Origin of the sequence: Nonomuraea corallina (assembly GCF_027620315.1) — a bacterium.
Lineage (GTDB): Bacteria > Actinomycetota > Actinomycetes > Streptosporangiales > Streptosporangiaceae > Nonomuraea > Nonomuraea corallina.
On the sequence record NZ_JAPNNL010000070.1, the window covers coordinates 15,016 to 32,880 of the forward strand.

7 protein-coding genes and 2 pseudogenes are annotated in these 17,865 nt (G+C 68.4%); 6 read left to right on the plus strand and 3 right to left on the minus strand.

The window, feature by feature from the left end; translation table 11 throughout:
• Window positions 1-7: 7 nt before the first annotated feature.
• A complete protein-coding gene (locus OUY22_RS18645; RefSeq protein WP_270156292.1) occupies window positions 8-1,381 on the plus strand; it encodes an MFS transporter in 1,374 nt (457 codons plus the stop codon).
• A gap of 18 nt (window positions 1,382-1,399) precedes the next feature.
• Here OUY22_RS18645 and OUY22_RS18650 read toward each other — a convergent pair.
• Window positions 1,400-1,738 (minus strand): annotated as a pseudogene (locus OUY22_RS18650) (TetR/AcrR family transcriptional regulator C-terminal domain-containing protein); the annotation flags it as partial.
• A gap of 120 nt (window positions 1,739-1,858) precedes the next feature.
• Between OUY22_RS18650 and OUY22_RS18655 the strand changes: the two are divergent.
• The 4 genes and pseudogenes from OUY22_RS18655 (at window position 1,859) to OUY22_RS18670 (ending at window position 16,214) form a co-directional block, all read left to right on the plus strand.
• Window positions 1,859-2,475, plus strand: a pseudogene (locus tag OUY22_RS18655) (DUF998 domain-containing protein).
• Window positions 2,476-2,980: 505 nt separating this feature from the next.
• Window positions 2,981-9,205, plus strand: a complete 6,225-nt coding sequence (locus tag OUY22_RS18660) for a protein kinase domain-containing protein (RefSeq protein WP_270156293.1) — start codon at window positions 2,981-2,983, stop codon at window positions 9,203-9,205.
• The gene (locus OUY22_RS18665; protein WP_270156294.1) at window positions 9,205-12,075 is read left to right on the plus strand and encodes a DEAD/DEAH box helicase; all 2,871 of its coding nucleotides are present in this window, start codon (window positions 9,205-9,207) and stop codon (window positions 12,073-12,075) included. The genes OUY22_RS18660 and OUY22_RS18665 overlap by 1 nt, the downstream gene beginning before the upstream one ends.
• Window positions 12,075-16,214 carry an Eco57I restriction-modification methylase domain-containing protein gene (locus OUY22_RS18670; protein WP_270156295.1) on the plus strand — a complete coding sequence of 1,380 codons (4,140 nt, stop codon included), beginning with the start codon at window positions 12,075-12,077 and terminating at the stop codon, window positions 16,212-16,214. The genes OUY22_RS18665 and OUY22_RS18670 overlap by 1 nt, the downstream gene beginning before the upstream one ends.
• Here the strand turns inward: OUY22_RS18670 and OUY22_RS18675 are convergent.
• Together OUY22_RS18675 and OUY22_RS18680 are read right to left on the minus strand one after the other, a co-directional pair.
• Window positions 16,211-16,417, minus strand: a complete 207-nt coding sequence (locus tag OUY22_RS18675; protein ID WP_270156297.1) for a DUF397 domain-containing protein — start codon at window positions 16,415-16,417, stop codon at window positions 16,211-16,213. The two genes, OUY22_RS18670 and OUY22_RS18675, sit on opposite strands and share 4 nt — an antisense overlap.
• On the minus strand, window positions 16,408-17,235 hold the full coding sequence (locus OUY22_RS18680; RefSeq protein WP_270156298.1) for a helix-turn-helix domain-containing protein: 828 nt from the start codon (window positions 17,233-17,235) through the stop codon (window positions 16,408-16,410). Before OUY22_RS18680 ends, OUY22_RS18675 begins: the two co-directional genes overlap by 10 nt.
• Window positions 17,236-17,510: 275 nt before the next feature.
• Here OUY22_RS18680 and OUY22_RS18685 point away from each other — a divergent pair, with 275 nt between their 5' ends.
• On the plus strand, window positions 17,511-17,798 hold the full coding sequence (locus OUY22_RS18685; RefSeq protein ID WP_270156299.1) for a hypothetical protein: 288 nt from the start codon (window positions 17,511-17,513) through the stop codon (window positions 17,796-17,798).
• The last annotated feature ends 67 nt before the right edge of the window (window positions 17,799-17,865 follow it).

Below are 17,865 nucleotides of genomic sequence, written 5' to 3' on the forward strand. Positions count from 1 at the left end.
GTGGGTCATGCGTGACGAGGCCCGCCCCCGGCCGCGACGCCGCTGGGGTGCTCCCCCTCCCGGCGGCGTCCGCGCCGGTGACCCCGCCCCCTACGGCTGGGCGCCGCTCGTCATCCTGTTCCTGGTCGGGCTGGTGGACCGGGTCGAGGCCGGCCTGCTCAGCGGCCTCCTCCCCCTGATCCAGGCCGAATGGGGCATCGGTGACACCCTCGCCGGAGCGATCCCGACCGGCTCGGCGATCGCGGCCGCGGCGGTCGCCGTCCCCGCCGGATACCTCGCCGACCGGTTCAGCCGGACCCGCGTCATCACCGTCATGGTCCTGCTCTGGGCCGTGGCCACGACGGGCAGCGGGCTCGCGCCGGGCTTCGCCGTCTTCTTCCTGACCCGCATGGCGCTGGCCGCCGCCGAGCACGTCGACAACCCGGCGACCGGCAGCCTGCTGGCCGACTACTATCCGCCGGTCAGCCGGGCCAAGGCGTTCGGGTGGACGCGGATGTCGGCGCACCTGGGCGGGATCGGCACGGTGCTGGGCGCGGTGCTCGGGCAGGCGTTCGGCTGGCGGGCGGCGTTCCTGCTGATGGCGATCCCCGGCCTGCTGACCGCCCTGATCTGCCTGCGGCTGCGCGAGCCCGCCCGCGGCCTCCTCGACCAGGTCACCGCAGGCGGTGCTGCCGGTGACGACTCCGGGGCGCGCCCGACGCCGCCGCGGCTCGGGCGGCAGGTGCGGGACGTGCTCGCCGTACGCACGCTCGTCATCGTCACCGTCGGCCTGGCCACGCTGGGCATGGGCGTCGCCGGGCTCTTCTACTGGATGCCCACGCTGATCGGCCGCACCTTCGCGCTGACCCCCGGGCAGGCAGGAGCGCTGGGCGGGCTGGTCACCGTCCTCGGCGTGGTCACCGGCACCCTCGCCGGGGCGTGGCTGGGACGCCGCGCGCACATCACCCTCAAGGGCGGCCGGGTGCTCGTCGGCGGCTGCGGCGTCGTCGCCGGCGCGGTCGTCATGGCCACCGCGCTGCTCGCCGCCCCCCGCGCCCTGGTCCCGTTCACCCTGCTGACGGCCGCCGCCGTCATCCTCATGTCGACGGCCACCCCCAACCTGACCGCCTCGCTCGCGGACGTGATCGGAGCCTCCTCCCGGGGCATCGCCTTCGCCCTGGCCCAGCTCGTCGGCGGGAGCGCCGTCGCCGTCGGGCCGCTGATCGTGGGCATCGTCTCCGACCGGACCGGCTCCCTCACCACCGCCCTGCTCCTCATGACCCTCCCCGTACTGGCCGGAGGGCTGCTCACGCTGACGGCGCGCGGCCCGTACGAACGCGACGCCGCCCGCGTCCTGGCCTCCGCCCGCGAGGCGCCGCCGACCGCGGAGGCGGGCAGATGAAGAGGGCCGGCGGCGGCGTCATCCGGCCCGGTGCGACGCCAGGGCGGCGGCGGTCCCGTCGACCAGCAGGCGGAGCCCGTGCTCGAAGGCCTCCTCGCCCAGCGGGTCGCCCCCCTCGGTGATCGCCGTGATGAGGGGCGCCCGCATGCCTTGCTCCAGCATCGCGGCCAGGTCGGCCAGGGTGACCGGATCACCGTGGCGCTCCATCTGCTCCTGGAGGACGAACCCGTTGATGTAGCGGGTGCAGGTCGCGATCGTACGGAGGGCCAGAACCGGCGTGAACCCGCGACCGACCAGGGCGGCGAGCTCCTCGTCGAACAGCTTGACGGTCGCGGGGCCCAGGGCGGAGGCGTTGGCGACGAGGCGGGCGCAGCAATGCTAAGGAAGCATTCTCTTTAGTGTTGCTAAGGAGGAGTCGTGTCGACCAGAGCACTGCTGCGCTGCGGCGTCGTCGCGGGACCGTTCTTCATCCTCGCCGTGCTGGTCCAGGACTACACGCGCCCCGGCTTCGACCCCCGGCGGCATGCGTTGAGCCTGCTGAGCCTGGGCGACCTGGGGTGGATCCAGATCGCCACCTTCGTGACCACCGGTCTGCTGTACGCGGCGGGCGCCCTGGGGCTGCGGCGAGCCCTGCGTCCAGGGCCGGCCGGCACCTGGGGCCCCTGCTCATCGGCGGCTTCGGCCTCGGGCTGATCGGCGCCGGCGCGTTCCCGACCGCGCCCGGATGGGGCTATCCGCAGGGAGCGCCGCCCGGGGTTCCCGTCGCCACGAGCGTCAGCCACATCCTGCACGGCGTCTCCTTCTTCGTGGTGCTCGGGTCGCTGGTCGCAGCCTGCTTCGTCTTCGCCCGCGGCTGGGCCGCGCGGGGAGATCGCGGATGGATGACCATCTGCGCGGTCGTCGGCACGGCCCTGCCGGTGCTCTATGTGCTGGCGGGAGTCCTGTCCGACAGGGGCGCCGACCCCCAGCCGTTCAGCCTTCTCCTCCGGGCCCTCGCGCTGACCGGATGGTCATGGGCCTCACTGGTCGCCCTGCGGGTGATGCGCATGGCTCCCGGCGAAGACCTGCGGGTGGACCACGCAGGCAGCCCGTGATCGCACCCTGTTGACGGAACTCCGGCGCCGTGTCACGTGCCGGGCGGCTTCACCAGCGACTTTCGCCGGATTGGTTGGGTACGAGGCGACTGCCGCTTTGGTCCTTCTATCAACTGGACGAAGTTATCTATGTCGCCCGGCGTAGCGCATTTCGGACCACCTTTTCCCCTTTAATCACCTTCCCGATAAGAGGCAGGCTCCGAACTCAGCGTGCGGTCAAACCAGGAGCAAATAGTACAGATGCCATAAATCACCCCTTTCTGCGACCCCCCGGGGTTTCGCGTCGGCCAAGAAGTCGGTGCCTCCTGTTCCCTGCTGATTATTTTGGAGATAGATTTCTCAATTCTTACCCTTCTGACCTCACGCGACAGCGGAACCGACGGCTGCCCGGCGCCTATCCGACTAGTGAGAGCGTGAACTAAGTCAACGAACAGTCTTCACTTAGGACGGGTTCTCTGTGTACGCTCACCTGTGAAGATCATCGCGGGTGGGAGCGAGGGATTCTGTGGGCCAGAACACGGTGGCGAACCGGTTCCAGCTGCTGGCAGCCCTGGGCAAGGGCAACATGGGTGAGGTCCACCGTGCGCGGGATACGGAGGACGACAACCGCGAGGTCGCGGTGAAGCTGATCCTTCGCAGCCGGTCTGGAACGGTCCTCGACTCACGTGCCGATGCCAAGGCGGTGCAGCGATTCGACCGCGAGGTGCGCATCATGCACAGGCTCGAGCACCGCAACCTGCCACGCACCATCGCCGGCGGTGTGGATGCCTCCGGCTTGCCGTACCTGGCCATGGAACTCCTCGACGGCGAATCCCTCAGCGATCTCATTTCCGAGCATCCGCAGTTGCCCGTCTCCTGGGCCGCGGCCCTGGGGGCTCAGATGGCGGACGCGCTGTCCGCCGCTCATGCCGTCGAAGTCGTCCACCGCGATCTCAAGCCCAGCAACGTGATGCTTCTGCGCGGCGGCCTGGTCAAGGTCCTCGACTTCGGCGCGGGCCGGATCATCGGGGACATCGAGCACAGCAAGATCACCAGCACGGGCGTCACGGTCGGCAGTGCCCGCTACATGGCCCCCGAGCAGTTCCGTGCCTCGGCCGTCACCCAGGCGGCGGACCTGTACGCCCTGGGCTGCGTGCTGTTCGAGATGCTCGCCGGTGTTCCACCGTTCCACAGCGAGTCCGCCTACGAGCTGGCGCAGAAGCACCTCACCGAGCAGCCACCTCCCATAAGCCTGCTCCGTTCAGATGTCCCCCAGGACTTCACACGCCTGGTGGAGCGGTTGCTCGCCAAGGACCCGGCCGACCGCCCCGCTGACGCCGTCGCCGTCCGGGAGGCGTTGCTCCCCCTCGTGGGGGAAGCGAGCGCGGTTCCCGGCTGGTCGGATTTCGACCCGATGGCCTGCGCCAAGACCAGGCCGGCCGACCATGTCCCGACCTCGGCGCCGGCTCCGGAACCACGCCGCGCAGGCTCTGGCATGGACGTCTTCGGCGTCCACCAGCAACTGCTGAAGGACTACAGGGCGTTCACCGAGGGCGGCACGATCATCCGCGACGGCCGGATCGCGGCATTCGTCGAGGAGGACCTGGACGCCAAATCGCAGTGGCCGGATCCGTGGGTCTCGCTGAACCCGTTCTTCAAGTCGGGCGGAACGGTGCTGGAGGCGTCCCAGAACGGGATCCTGCATCCGGAGTGCGCCCGCATCTTCCAGATCGGCAAGACCGAGGACGGCACGGAGTGCGACGGCCGGCCGCTGACGCTCCACCAGCACCAGCTCGAAGCCATCAAGACCGCGCAGTCCGGCAGCTCGTACGTGCTCACGACCGGCACGGGCTCGGGCAAGTCCCTGGCCTACATCGTGCCGATCGTCGACAGGGTGCTCAGGCAGCGCGACCAGGAAGGCTCGAAAGCCCGGAAACGGGTACGCGCGATCATCGTCTATCCGATGAACGCCCTGGCCAACAGCCAGCTCAAGGAGCTGGAGAAGTATCTGAGGGACGGTTACGGCGCCGGCCGGGAGAAGGTCCGCTTCGCCCGCTACACCGGTCAGGAGGACGAGACCGCCCGCAAGAAGATCCGCGACGATCCGCCGGACATCCTGCTCACCAACTACGTGATGCTGGAGCTGATGCTCACCCGGCCCGAGGACCGCAGGTCGCTGATCAGGATGGCCGAAGGACTCGAGTTCCTGGTCTTCGACGAGCTTCACACCTACCGTGGCCGGCAGGGCGCCGATGTCGCCCTGCTCATCCGCCGGGTACGCGACGCCTGCCGCGCCGAAAGCCTGCAGTGCATCGGCACCTCGGCCACCATGGCGACCGAGGGCACGGCCCAGGACCGCCGCGACGAGGTGGCCCGGATCGCGACGACACTCTTCGGCACGCCCGTCGACGCCTCGAACATCATCGGTGAGACGCTGGTCCGCGCCACCGGGGAGCCGCCGGAGACGGTGCCGGTCGAGCGACTGACCGCGCCCGGGGCGCCCCGCGCGTACGAGGACCTGGTCAGGGATCCGCTGGCCCGCTGGATCGAGACGCGCTTCGGGCTGACCGTCGACGAGGAGGGACGGCTGGTCCGCCAGCACCCGGCCAAGATCGAGGAGGCCGCGGCGGAGCTGGCCGGGACGAGCGGCCTGGACACGGAGAGGTGCGCGGACGCGATCCGGGCCACGCTGAAGGCCGGTTCGGAGGCGTGCCATCCGCTGACCGGCCGCCCGCTCTTCGCCTTCCGGCTGCACCAGTTCCTGTCCAAGGGTGACACGGTGCACGTCACGCTGGAGGACGAGTCGAGCCGTCACCTGACCCGTGACTACCAGCTCTACCAGCCGGGGACCGACGGCAAGATCCTGCTGCCGCTGGCCTTCTGCCGTGAGTGCGGCCAGGAGTACCTGACCGTGTGGCGCTCGGAGAAGAACGGCAAGGTGGTGTACGGCAACCGCCGGGAGACGACCGCTACCGGAGGCAGCGGTGAAGACGGCTACCTCTACATCGACTCCACCCGCCCCTGGCCTTCCGGTGTCGAGCAGGCGTTGCAGGATCGCCGGCTGCCCGAGTCCTGGCTGGAGTTCGACGCGCACGGCGGGGAGGTGGTGCGGGACTCCTACCGGCCGAGGGTTCCCCGTCTCGTGACCGTCGACCCGTACGGCGTGGAGGGGCAGGGCGAGCTGAAGGCCGCGTTCATCCCGGCGCCGTTCCTGTTCTGCCTGCACTGTGGGGTGAGCTACGAGCAGGTTCGCGGGAAGGACTTCGCCAAGCTGGCCCGGCTCGACCAGGAGGGCCGCTCCTCGGCGACCTCGCTGATCTCCGCCTCGATCGTCCGCTCGCTCAAGGAGGTGTCGGCCGAGGCGCTGAAGAAGGAGGCCCGCAAGCTGCTGACGTTCGTCGACAACCGGCAGGACGCCTCCCTGCAGGCGGGGCACTTCAACGACTTCGTGCAGATCACCCAGCTGCGCAGCGCGCTCTACCACGCGGCGACGGCGGCGGGCGCGGACGGCATCCGGCACGAGGACCTGGCCTCCCGGGTCGCCGGGGCGCTCGGGTTGAGCCCCGGCGACTACACGGCGGGTGACGATCTGCCGCCGTCGATGGCGGCGAGCGCGGCGAAGACGCTACGCGACGTGATCGCCTTCCGGCTCTACCTGGATCTCCAGCGGGGCTGGCGGGTCACCATGCCCAACCTGGAGCAGACGGGCCTGCTGGTCATCGACTATGCGGACCTCGACTGGCTGGCGGCGAAGGACGATCGGTGGGACGACGCCCAGCCCGAGCTGCGCAGGGCCGAGCCGGGGCAGCGCGCCGAGATCATGCGGGCGCTGCTGGACGAGATGCGCCGGTCGCTGGCCATCGACGTCGAGTACTTTCGGGAGGACTACGACAGCCTGCAGCGTGCGAGCGAGGAACGGCTGAAGGACCCGTGGCGGCTGGCCGGCGGTGACCGGCCGAAGGTGAGCACCGCCTACCCGCAGGGCTCCCGTCCCGGCATCGACCGTTCGGGGCTGTTCCTGTCCGGGAGGGGCAAGTTCGGCAAGTACCTGCGGCGGATCCACTTCCCCCAGATATCGGCCGACGACGCCCAGCGGATCACCGCGGACCTGATGAAGGTGCTGGCCCAGGCGCATCTGCTGACGGCGTTGGAGGCCACGCCGCAGCGGGCCGGCCGTTACCGCCGCCCTTCGGGGCCGCCCATCACCGGTTACCGCATCGCCGCCGCCTGCCTCGTCTGGCGGGCGGGCACCGGTGAGAGCGGCAGCCACGACCCGCTGACCCGGACGTACGCGAGCGGCGACGGCCCGCGCGTAAACGTCTTCTTTCGCGACCTCTACCGTGACACGGCCGCCGCCTTGGCAGGCCTGTCGGCCCGCGAGCACACCGCGCAGGTGTCGCCGGAGGATCGGGAGCGGCGCGAGGAGGACTTCCGCAAGGCGGAGCTGAAGCTGCTCTACTGCTCCCCCACGATGGAGCTGGGCGTCGACATCTCCGAGCTGAACGCGGTGCTGATGCGCAATGTGCCTCCCACGCCCGCCAACTACGCCCAGCGCAGCGGCCGGGCGGGCCGGCAGGGGCAGCCGGCGCTGGTCACCACCTACTGCGCCACCGGCAACAGCCATGACCAGTACTACTTCCGCCGTTCCGACCGCATGGTCGCCGGGGCAGTCCGCCCGCCGCGGCTGGACCTGGCCAACGAGGACCTGGTCCGCTCGCACGTCCAGGCCATCTGGCTGGCCGAAAGCGGGCTCAGGCTGGGCAACAACATCCCGACGCTCATCGACCTGAGCTATGACGAGGGCGCCCGCCGTCCCGACCCGAAGCTGCTCCTGCACGCCACTGTCGAGGCGACCGTACGCGATCAGAAGGCGCGCCGGCGCGCGGTGGTGGCGGCTCACAACGTGCTGGACGGGGTGCTGCCCGGTGCCGGTGAACCGCCAGCCTGGTGGCACGAGGAGTGGATCGAGGAGCAGGTGCGCCGGGCTCCGGAGGAGTTCGACCGGTCCTTCGACCGCTGGCGCGACCTGTTCAGGGCGGCCCTCGCCGACCAGGCCGAGCAGAATCGGCGCCGCTTGGACCACACGCTCACCGACCGCGACCGCAAGATCGCCGAGCTGCAGCGCAAGCAGGCCGAGACCCAGCTCGACCTGCTGAAGAACGAGAGCGTGGACAGCCGGTCGCTGCTGTCGGACTTCAACCCGTACCGCTATCTCGCCAGTGAGGGCTTCCTGCCCGGCTACTCCTTCCCCCGTCTGCCGCTGGCGGCGTACATCCCGACGACGGGGCGGCGCTACGGCGACGGCGACTACCTGCAGCGTCCCCGTTTCCTGGCCATCAGGGAGTTCGGGCCCGGCGCGCTGATCTACCACGAGGGCAACCGCTACCAGGTGGATCGCATCCAGTTGCGGCCCGACGCCTCGGGCGAGGTGGTGACCACCGAGGCGCAGCGCTGCGCCGGGTGCGGCTACCACTACGACTCGGCCGAGCGTGCCGACAAGTGCGAGGTGTGCGGCGCGGTGCTGCCCACGCCCACCCGCGGGCTGCTCCAGCTGCACACGGTCTACACCCGGCGGCGGGAGCGCATCTCCTCGGACGAGGAGGAGCGGCGTCGCGCGGGCTTCCGGCTGGTGACCTCCTACCGCTTCAACGATCACGGCCAGCGCACGGGCCGCCGGGACGCGCTCCTGGCCGACGCCGCCGGGAAGCTCGCGACGCTCTCCTTCGGCGACTCCGCCACGGTCCGCATCTCCAACCTGGGGCGGCTGCGCGCCAAGAAGGACGAGCCGGACGGCTTCTGGCTGGACCCGGCCGACGGCCGCTGGCTCAACGAGCAGGCGGCGGCCGACGCCTCGGGCGACTCCAGCGAGATGCCGGTGGTCGACGCCGACGGCAACGAGAAGCGGCAGCGCAAGCGGGTCATCCCGTATGTGCAGGACACCCGTAACATCCTGGTGCTCAAGCTCGATGAACCCTTGCCCGTGCCGGTCGCGCTGTCGCTGATGTACGCGCTGGAGCGCGGCATCGAGGCCGCCTTCGAGCTGGAGGACTCGGAGTTGACCAGCGAGCTGCTGCCGCCCAACGAGGGGCTGCGGGATCGCATGCTGTTCACCGAGGCCGCAGAGGGCGGCGCCGGCGTGCTCCGGCTGATGCAGTCGGAGCGGGACGCGCTGGCCCGCGCCACCGCCGAGGCTCTCGCGATCTGCCACTTCGCCCCTGACGGCACCGACCTGGGCGGCCCGCGCCAGGACCGGAAGTGCGCCCGCGGCTGCTACGACTGCCTGCTCACCTACGGCAACCAGCTCAACCACGCCGACATCGACCGGCACTCGGTCCGCGACCTGCTGCTGCGCCTGGCCGCCGCCGAGGCGAGGCCGACCGGGCGTGGCGAGAGCCGTACCGACCAGTTGAAGCGGCTGGGCGGCCAGTCGGAGACCGGGCTGGAGCGCACCTTCCTCGCCTGGCTGAAGGAGCAGGGGCTGCGCCTGCCCGACGAGGCGCAGACGTTCATCACCGAGGCGCTGGCCCGGCCCGACTATGTCTACCGGCTGCCCGGCGTCAAGCTGGCGGTCTTCGTCGACGGCCCGGTCCACCAGGACGCGGTGGTCGCCGAGCGGGACGCCGAGGCCGAGGAGCGCCTCTTCGACCAGGGCTGGGACGTGATCCGCTTCAAGCACGACGCCGACTGGGCGGCGGTCGCGTCCCAGAACGAGCGCTACTTCGGAACCATGACCACGCGAGGGAACAGCTGATGCCCGCCTACTCCGCCGGCTCTCTGGTCTCGGCCAGGGGCCGCGACTGGGTGGTGCTCCCCGAGAGCGCCGCCGACATGCTGGTGCTGCGCCCGCTGGGCGGCTCCGACGACGACGTGGCCGCCGTCTTCCCGGCGTTCGAGGACGTGGTCAGCGCCAGCTTCGCGCCGCCTTCACCCAAGGACCTGGGTGACCAGCACGCGGCCGGGCTGCTGCGCTCGGCGCTGCGCATCGGCTTCCGCTCCGGCGCGGGGCCGTTCCGGTCGCTGGCGGGGATGGCGGTGGAGCCGCGGGCGTACCAGCTGGTTCCGCTGATGATGGCGCTGCGGCAGAAGACCGTCCGCATGCTGATCTCCGACGACGTGGGCATCGGCAAGACCGTCGAGGCCGGGCTGATCGCCGCCGAGATGCTCGCCCAGGGCAGCGCGGAGCGCCTGGCCGTGCTCTGCTCGCCGGCGCTGGCCGAGCAGTGGCAGGAGGAGTTACGGACGAAGTTCGGCATCGACGCGGAGCTCGTCTTAGCCAGCACGGTCTCCAGGCTGGAGCGGGGCCTCGATCTGGGGCAGTCGCTCTTCGACCGGCACCACAGGGTGATCGTCTCCACGGACTTCATCAAGTCCACCCGGCACCGCGACGACTTCGTCCGCCACTGCCCCGACCTCGTCATCGTCGACGAGGCGCACACCTGCGTCGCGGCCGACGACAGCACCTCCACCCAGAACCAGCTCCGCTACGAGCTGCTGCAGCGGATCGCCAAGGAGCCCGAGCGGCACCTGCTGCTGGTGACCGCGACGCCGCACAGCGGGAAAGAGAGCGCCTTCCGCAACCTGCTGGGCCTGCTCAGCCCCGAGCTGGCCTCGGTCAGGCTCGACTCGGACGCCGGGCGGCGGCTGCTCGCCCAGCACTTCGTGCAGCGCAAGCGGGCCGACGTACGCCACTTCCTCACGGTGAACGACGGCCTGGCCGACGACAGCCAGCGCGAGGACACCTCCTTCCCCTCCGACCGCTATTTCAAGGACGAGACCTACCGCCTCTCCCCCGCCTACCGGGCGCTGCTCGAAGACGCCATCGCCTACGCCAGTGAGCGGGTGTCGGCGGCGGGCGAGCGGGGCAAGCGGGAGTCCCGCATCGCCTGGTGGTCGGCGATCGCGTTGCTGCGCTCCATGGTCTCCTCCCCTCGTGCCGCCGCCCAGACCCTGCGGACCCGTTCGGCCGCCGCGGTGGCCGCGAGCGCGGAGGAGGCGGACCGGTTGGGCGCCCCGCTGACCAGCGACGCCTCCGACAGTGACGTCATGGAGGGCCTCGACGTCGCGCCCGGCGCGGAGATCGGCGAGGCCGGGGCGCGGCTGGCGCAGCTCGCCGAGCGCGCCGCGAAGCTGGAGGGCCCGGACGAGGACCTGAAGCTGGCCGCCCTGGTCAAGCACCTCAAGGCCCTGATCCGCGAGGGCTACAACCCGATCGTCTTCTGCCGTTACATCCCCACCGCCGAGTACGTCGCCGAGCACCTCGACGGCAAGCTCGGCAAGAAGACCGTCGTCCGGCACGTCACCGGCACCCTCTCCCCGCAGCAGCGCCTGCAGCGCATCGAGGACCTGGCCGACGAGAGCGCCGACGCCCCCCGCGTGCTGGTCGCCACGGACTGCCTGTCGGAGGGCGTCAACCTCCAGCACCACTTCGACGCCGTCGTCCACTACGACCTGGCGTGGAACCCGACCCGCCACGACCAGCGCGAGGGCCGCGTCGACCGCTACGGGCAGAAGCGCGACGTCGTCAAGGTCATCACTCTGTACGGCAGCGACAACGGCATCGACGGCAAGGTCCTCGACGTCCTGATCAAGAAGCACCGCCAGATCCGCAAGGACCTCGGCATCTCCGTCTCCGTCCCGGACGCCGCCTCCACCGGCGTCACGGACGCCATCGTCGAATGGCTGCTCATGCGCGAGCGGCAGCCGGACCAGGAGGCGCTGTTCGAGCTGGAGGAGCTCGACCGCAAGGCCGAAACCCTGGAAGCGGAGTGGAGCTCGGCCGCCGAGCGCGAGAGCACCTCCCGCTCCCGCTTCGCCCAACGCTCCATCCACCCGGAGGAGGTGGCCCGCGAGGCCGCCGCCATCCGCGACACCCTGGGCCGCTCCGACGAGGTGCGGCGGTTCGTACGGAACGCGCTGGACGCGCTGGACGGCGTGATCCGTGACAGCGGTGTCCCGGGCGACTTCACCGCCGACATCAGCGGAACCCCCGCCGGCCTCCGGGACGCCGTGGCCCCGGTGATCGGCGGCGAGCTGAGCCGCCCGATCCCGTTCCGCACCACGCCGGCGGTGGCGCGGGGGGAGGCCGCTCTCGTCCGCACCGATCCCGTGGTCGGGGCGCTGGCGGGGTACGTGCTCAACACCGCTTTGGAGACCGAGGGCAGGCGGCCGGCCAGGCGCTGCGGGGTGATCCGCACCGACGCGGTGCGGACTCGTACGACGCTGCTGCTGGTCCGCTACCGCTTCCATCTCACGCTGCCGTCCCGGTCGGGCGAGAAGCAGATCGTCGCCGAGGACGCCCGGCTCCTGGCCTTCCAGGGCTCGCCCGCCGGCGCGCTCTGGCTGCCGCCGGAGGAGGCGCTCCAGCTCATCGACGCGACCGCCGACGCCAACACCGACCCGGTCTTCGGCGAGCGCACCATGACCCGCGTCCTCGACGGCCTGCCCGCCGTCGCCGGGCAGCTGAGCGAGTACGGCAAGCAGCTCGAAGCCGAGCTGGAGGACTCCCATCGCCGGGTGCGCAGCGCGTCCGGCGAGATCGTCCGAGGTCTGGACGTGACCGTGCAAGAACCCGCCGACATCCTCGGCGTCTATGTCTATCTGCCCGCCGGAGGGGTCGCCTGATGTCCGCCGTCACCCGCAGCCAGGTCTTCTCCGCCGTTCACACGGTCGGCGGGTTGCTGCCCGCCGACATGCTGCTGCGCATCTCGGAGGGCAAGGGCGTCCCCGGCTGCCTGCCGGCCGACTACAAGGTCATCGGCTCCCGTACGGTGCGGGACGACGCCGAGCGGCACTGGGAGTATCTCAAGTCGGTGTGGAAGGAACTGCGGGAGAAGCTGCCCGTCGCGCCCGAGGCCGAGACACCGGCCGATCCCACCGGGTTGGCGATCTCGCAGTGGCTGGCACCGCTCTTCGCCGAGCTCGGCTTCGGCGAGCTCTCCGCCGTGGGCGTCGCCGGTCTCCCGTCCGATGACGGCAGCCGCACGTTCGCGATCAGCCACCGCTGGCAGGGCGTCCCGATGCACCTGGTGGCGTGGAACACCGACCTGGACAGGCACCGCCGGGGTCACATCCCGCCGCAGTCGCTCGTGCAGGAGTTCCTGAACCGGAGCGAGGCCCACCTGTGGGGGGTCATCACCAACGGGCGGCGGCTGCGGCTGCTGCGCGACTCCAGTGCGCTCGCGACGGCCTCGTACGTGGAGTTCAACCTTGAGGCGATCTTCGACGGCGAGCTGTTCAGTGAGTTCGTGCTGCTCTATCGGCTGCTGCACTACACCCGCTTCAGGACCGAGGACGGCGAGGCGGCGTCGGCCTGCTGGCTGGAGAAGTGGCGGGTCGAGGCGATTGTCTCGGGCGTACGGGCTCTGGAGAGCCATCGTGACGGCGTGCAGCGGGCGATCACCGCACTCGGCACGGGTTTCCTCAAGCACCCGGCCAACGAACGGCTCCGGGCCGAGCTGGACGTGGACCAGTTCCACGCCGCGCTGCTCCGGCTCGCCTACCGGCTGATCTTCCTGTTCGTCGCTGAGGACCGCGGCGCCCTGCACCCGCCCGAGGCGGATCAGCGGGCCCGCGACCGCTACGAGAAGTACTTCTCCTCCGCCCGCCTCCGCCGCCACGCCCTCCGCCGGCGCGGCACCTCCCACACCGACCTCTACCAGGCGTTGAAGATCGTCCTGGACGCCTTGGGAGACGAGGAGGGCCGGCCGGAACTCGGCATCCCCGGCCTGGGCGGGCTCTTCGACGACATCGAGACGGACGCCCCGCTGCGCGGCGCGCTGATCTCGAACGCCCACCTGCTGGAGGCCGTCCGGCACCTGGCCCGGGTCAAGGACGAGGGCACGGCCAGGTGGCGCACCATCGACTACCGCAACATGGGCGCGGAGGAACTGGGCTCCATCTACGAGTCCCTGCTGGAGCTGATCCCCAAGCACAGCGCGGTGGACCGCACCTTCGAGCTCGTCAACCGCCTGGGCAACGACCGCAAGAAGACCGGCTCGTACTACACGCCCAGCTCGTTAATCGAAACCCTGCTCGACTCCACGCTCGACCCTGTGATCGACGACGCGCAGAAACGGGGCGAGATCAGGGCGTCGGCGGCGGGCGAGCCGGACGCGTCCGATCGCATCGTCACCGAGCTGCTGTCCCTGACCGTCTGCGATCCGGCCTGCGGCTCCGGCCACTTCCTGGTCGCCGCCGCCCGCCGCATCGCCAAGCGGGTCGCGGCCGTACGCGAGGGCAACCCGGAGCCGACGCTGGACGCGGTACGGCATGCGCTGCACGAAGTCATCGCGCAGTGTGTGTATGGGGTGGACCTCAACCCGATGGCTGTCGAGCTGGCCAAGGTGTCGCTCTGGCTGGAAGCCCTTGAGCCCGGCAAGCCGCTGGGCTTCCTGGACGCGCACATCAAGCACGGCAACGCCCTCATCGGCGCGACGCCCGCCCTCATGGAGAACGGCATCCCCAACAAGGCGTTCAAGGCGGTCGAGGGGGACGATCCCAAGTTCGCGGCGTTCCTGGAGAAGCAGAACGACAAGGAGCGTTCGGGGCAGAGCACTCTGTTCCCTCTGGGCACCGAGACGAAGGCGACCAACACTGCTCTTGCCTCCGGCCTGCGTGCCATCATCGACGCACCTTCGGGCACGCTCGCCCAGGTCCACGACCAAGAGGCGGCCTACGAGGTGTGGAAGTCCGCACCTGAGTACGTCCAGGCCCAGCACCTGGCCGACGCCTGGTGCGCGGCGTTCATGTGGCACAAGACCAAGGACGCTCCTCCCGCGATCACTCATGACGTCTTCCTTGCGCTGCGGAGTGGGCAGGCCGCCGCTCTTCCTCGGAGCGTTCACGACGAGATCGAGAGGCTACGCGATCAGTACCGGTTCTTCCACTGGCACCTGGCCTTCCCCGACATCTTCACCGTCCCGGAGCACGCCGGCCCGGACGTCGATCCCGCGACCGGTTGGGCGGGTGGGTTCTCGTGCGTGCTGGGTAACCCGCCGTGGGACAAGGTCGACTTCGAGGACAAGAAGTACTTCAGCGTCGTCGAACCGTCGATCGCCGCAATCGCTGGCACGGCACGCCGTACGAAGGTTGCGCAGTGGGCGAAGGAATTCCCCGAAGCGGGCAAGAAGTACTGGGACGAGCGCCGGAAAGTGAAGTCCACATTTCTCTTCGCCGCATCGTCTGGAGTCTTCCCGCTCTGCGGCAAGGGCCTCACCGTAAAGGGCGTCAACTCGCTCCAAACAGATCAGCTCTTCACGGAGCAGTTCACCTCTATCATCGCTCCCGAGGGGCGGATCGGATGCATCATCCCGACCGCAATCGCCACCGGCGCGGGAGCTCAGCACCTGTTCAGCGAGCTCTCGCGACGAGGTGCGATTACATGCCTGTACGACTTCGAGAACCGTAAGCCGCTGTTCGTAGGAGTGGACTCACGCTACAAGTTCTGCCTACTGTCGCTTACAGGACGGGCACAGCGCGAGAGAGCCGCCACATTCGCCTTCTTTCTCGAAGACACCATTGACCTCGACGCCGCCGAGCGCATCTTCCAGCTCAGCCCGGAGGATATCTCACTGATAAACCCTAACACCGGGACGCTACCCATCTTCCGCACCCACAAAGATGCCGATCTCACTGCGGCAATCTATCAACGCCTTCCCGTTCTGTGGAACGAGTCACAGTCCGACGGCAACCTTTGGCGCATATCGTTCAAAAATCATTTCAACATGACCGATGATTCTGACCTATTTCGCACTGCAAGCGAACTCCAGATAGACGGCTGGGAGCTTCAGGGCAATATATTCGTTCGAGGAGCCGAACGGATGCTGCCTCTATACGAAGCGAAAATGGTAAATTTCTTCAATCACCGGGCTGCAGACGTAGTCAAGAGTGAAACCGCAGTGAACCGACAGAAGCAACCACGCTACCTAACGCAAGAAGAATTAGGAGATCCAACACGAGCCGCCATCCCCCTTGAGTGGATCGCCGAGGAAGGAAATATTCCTACTCGCAGGAACGGAAAGGATGTCGAGGTGCCAGGAGTGTCACTGCGCCTGGCCGAGCTAGAGTGGGATCGAAACTGGCTCTGCGGGTGGTGTGACGTAACTTCGGCGACAAACGAGCGCACCGCCGTTCCCGCCATAGTACCGCGCGCTGCGATCGGACACACCTTCCCGTTGCAGCTACCACGGGTTGCACCTACGCTCACAGCCGCGCTAGTCGCCGCTCAAAGTGCCTTGGTGTTCGACTTCGTTAGCCGACAGAAGATTGGGGGACTCCACATGGCTCTCATGACCTGGAAGCAGCTACCGGTTCCAGCCCCTGACTCGCTAGAGCCTCATACCCGGTTCCTAGTCCCTCGCGTTCTTGAGCTCGTATATACAGCTCACGACATAGCCGGCTTCGCCGAGGATCTTGGCGACACCCAGGGCCCGTTCAAGTGGAACGAGGAGCGTCGATCTAGAATTAGAGCAGAACTCGACGCCTATTTTTTCCACCTTTACGGCATTAGTCGGCCCGATGTGGACTACGTCCTAGAGACCTTCCAATCGAAAACCGGCGGACTCAAGAACAATGAAATCGCTAAATACGGCACCTACCGTACCAAGGACTTGGTCCTCGAAGAGTACGATCGAATGACAGTAGCGGGAGTAAGCCTAACCGTTCCGCTCATGGACGGAAAGAACTACACGTCTACGCTCAACCCACCGCCCGGCAATGGCCCCCGCCACCCCGCTCGAGACGAGTCGGAGAGCGAGAGCTAGAAGAGAGCGTCGAACTCGCCCATCTTCACGCCGCCGATGAATACCTTCCACTCGTCGCAGGTGAAGAGCAGCTTAGGGCCATCCGGATTCTTACTGTCGCGGACGGCAATCATTTCAGGAAGGTTCATCGCGACCTCGACGCACTGACCACCGTTCCCTGAAGAGTAAGACGACTTCTGCCATACGGCGCCACTCAAGTCCATTCTCTCCTCACTTCCTCGATTATCCTGAGGGATTCGCGCTCAGGATACGCCCAGAGTCGGATTGCCTCATAGCGCTCCCAGATCGCGGCCACGATATCGGGATCTGCCGTGATCTGGGCCTGAGCCGGGGCGTCGGAGCTGATGACATCGGGCTGTCCGTGCGGAAGTTTGGCGATCATGAACGGGCCGGCCAGTCCAGGGAGACAATCCGGATTGACGACCTGGATGAACACGGAGGGATGCGTCGCGAGCTCCAGCAGGCGATCAAGCTGCCCACACATCACCTCTGGCCCGCCGACGCGCCGCCGCAGCACTCCTGCGTCGAAGAGAACGGAAACCAGAGGCGGCTGGGCCCGATCGAGGATGCGCTGCCTGCGCATCCTCGCCTCCACGCGCTGCTCCACCTCTTCGGGAGTGGCCCGAGGTTCCATGAGAAAGATATGACGGGCGTACGCCTCGGTCTGAAGGAGACCAGGGACGAGCAGGGGATCCCATGAGCGCAGGACAAGGAGAGTGGGCTCGATCTCCTCAGCCCAGCTACGGAACCAGGGAGGGTTTCCCGGCTGGGCGACGATGCGCTCATAGAGCCGGGCAAAGGAAACGCCCTCTGAAGCGGCGAAGAGCAAGTCCAGCCGTTCGGCGTCGGACCGTGACGGTGTGCGGTTCGCCTTCTCCAGTCTGCTCACCTGAGTCTGCGTGCAGCCGAGCCGGGCCGCCACCGCAGCCTGGGAGAGCTCTGCCGCCTCCCGCAGTCGCCGCATCTCCGCCCCGAAGCGTACGCGCGGAGAGTCCGGATTGATTGACGGCACAGCCTCCATGACATTTCCTCTCTTACTGGAGTAAACGGAAATTCTCGCGGAGTTAATGACTCCTTTAAACCACACCTGACCGGCTGCTGTCATCAGCCCTGCTGTCTTGGCCTGGAGAATCAGTCGCCCGCCGCGACACCGAGAAGGCACGCTGAACGCACACCTTCTTATCCAGCACAGATGCAGAAGCCTGCCCCCAGTATTCACCGGGTCGGACGCAAATAGCTCGACACCACTATTCGCCGTTCGACCGTACCCACTGGAAAGCCCGGAAAGGCGGGAGCATGACAGAACGCGAGGAGCACGAGAGATTCCATCACCTGGCCCGGCTGGGGTGGGATCTGCGCGGCCTTGGCTACGACATCTCGCTGGTCATACCCGCGACCGGCTCGCCGGTCCTGCAGATGTGCACCAAGACCGGCGCCGAGCTTCACATCACCGCCATCCGCCGATACTGCGGCTGGGTGTTCACCTGGCGGCCGTGGTGGGCACGGCTGTGGCGGCGCGACAGATGGGTGGTGGCCCATGCCGACAATGCCGCAGACATCATCGCCGCAGAGGTGAGCCCATGATTAGGCACCTTCGCAATGACGTCACCAAGACGGTATTCCCGAAAGCCTCGAATATGACGGCTTTCAA

Bases quoted from the DNA above. Each gene is read 5' to 3' on its own strand.
- OUY22_RS18645 (WP_270156292.1), top strand. From the start codon at position 8: ATGCGTGACGAGGCCCGCCCCCGGCCGCGACGCCGCTGGGGTGCTCCC.
- OUY22_RS18665 (WP_270156294.1), top strand. From the start codon at position 9,205: ATGCCCGCCTACTCCGCCGGCTCTCTGGTCTCGGCCAGGGGCCGCGAC.
- OUY22_RS18670 (WP_270156295.1), top strand. From the start codon at position 12,075: ATGTCCGCCGTCACCCGCAGCCAGGTCTTCTCCGCCGTTCACACGGTC.
- OUY22_RS18675 (WP_270156297.1), bottom strand. From the start codon at position 16,417: ATGGACTTGAGTGGCGCCGTATGGCAGAAGTCGTCTTACTCTTCAGGG.
- OUY22_RS18680 (WP_270156298.1), bottom strand. From the start codon at position 17,235: ATGGAGGCTGTGCCGTCAATCAATCCGGACTCTCCGCGCGTACGCTTC.
- OUY22_RS18685 (WP_270156299.1), top strand. From the start codon at position 17,511: ATGACAGAACGCGAGGAGCACGAGAGATTCCATCACCTGGCCCGGCTG.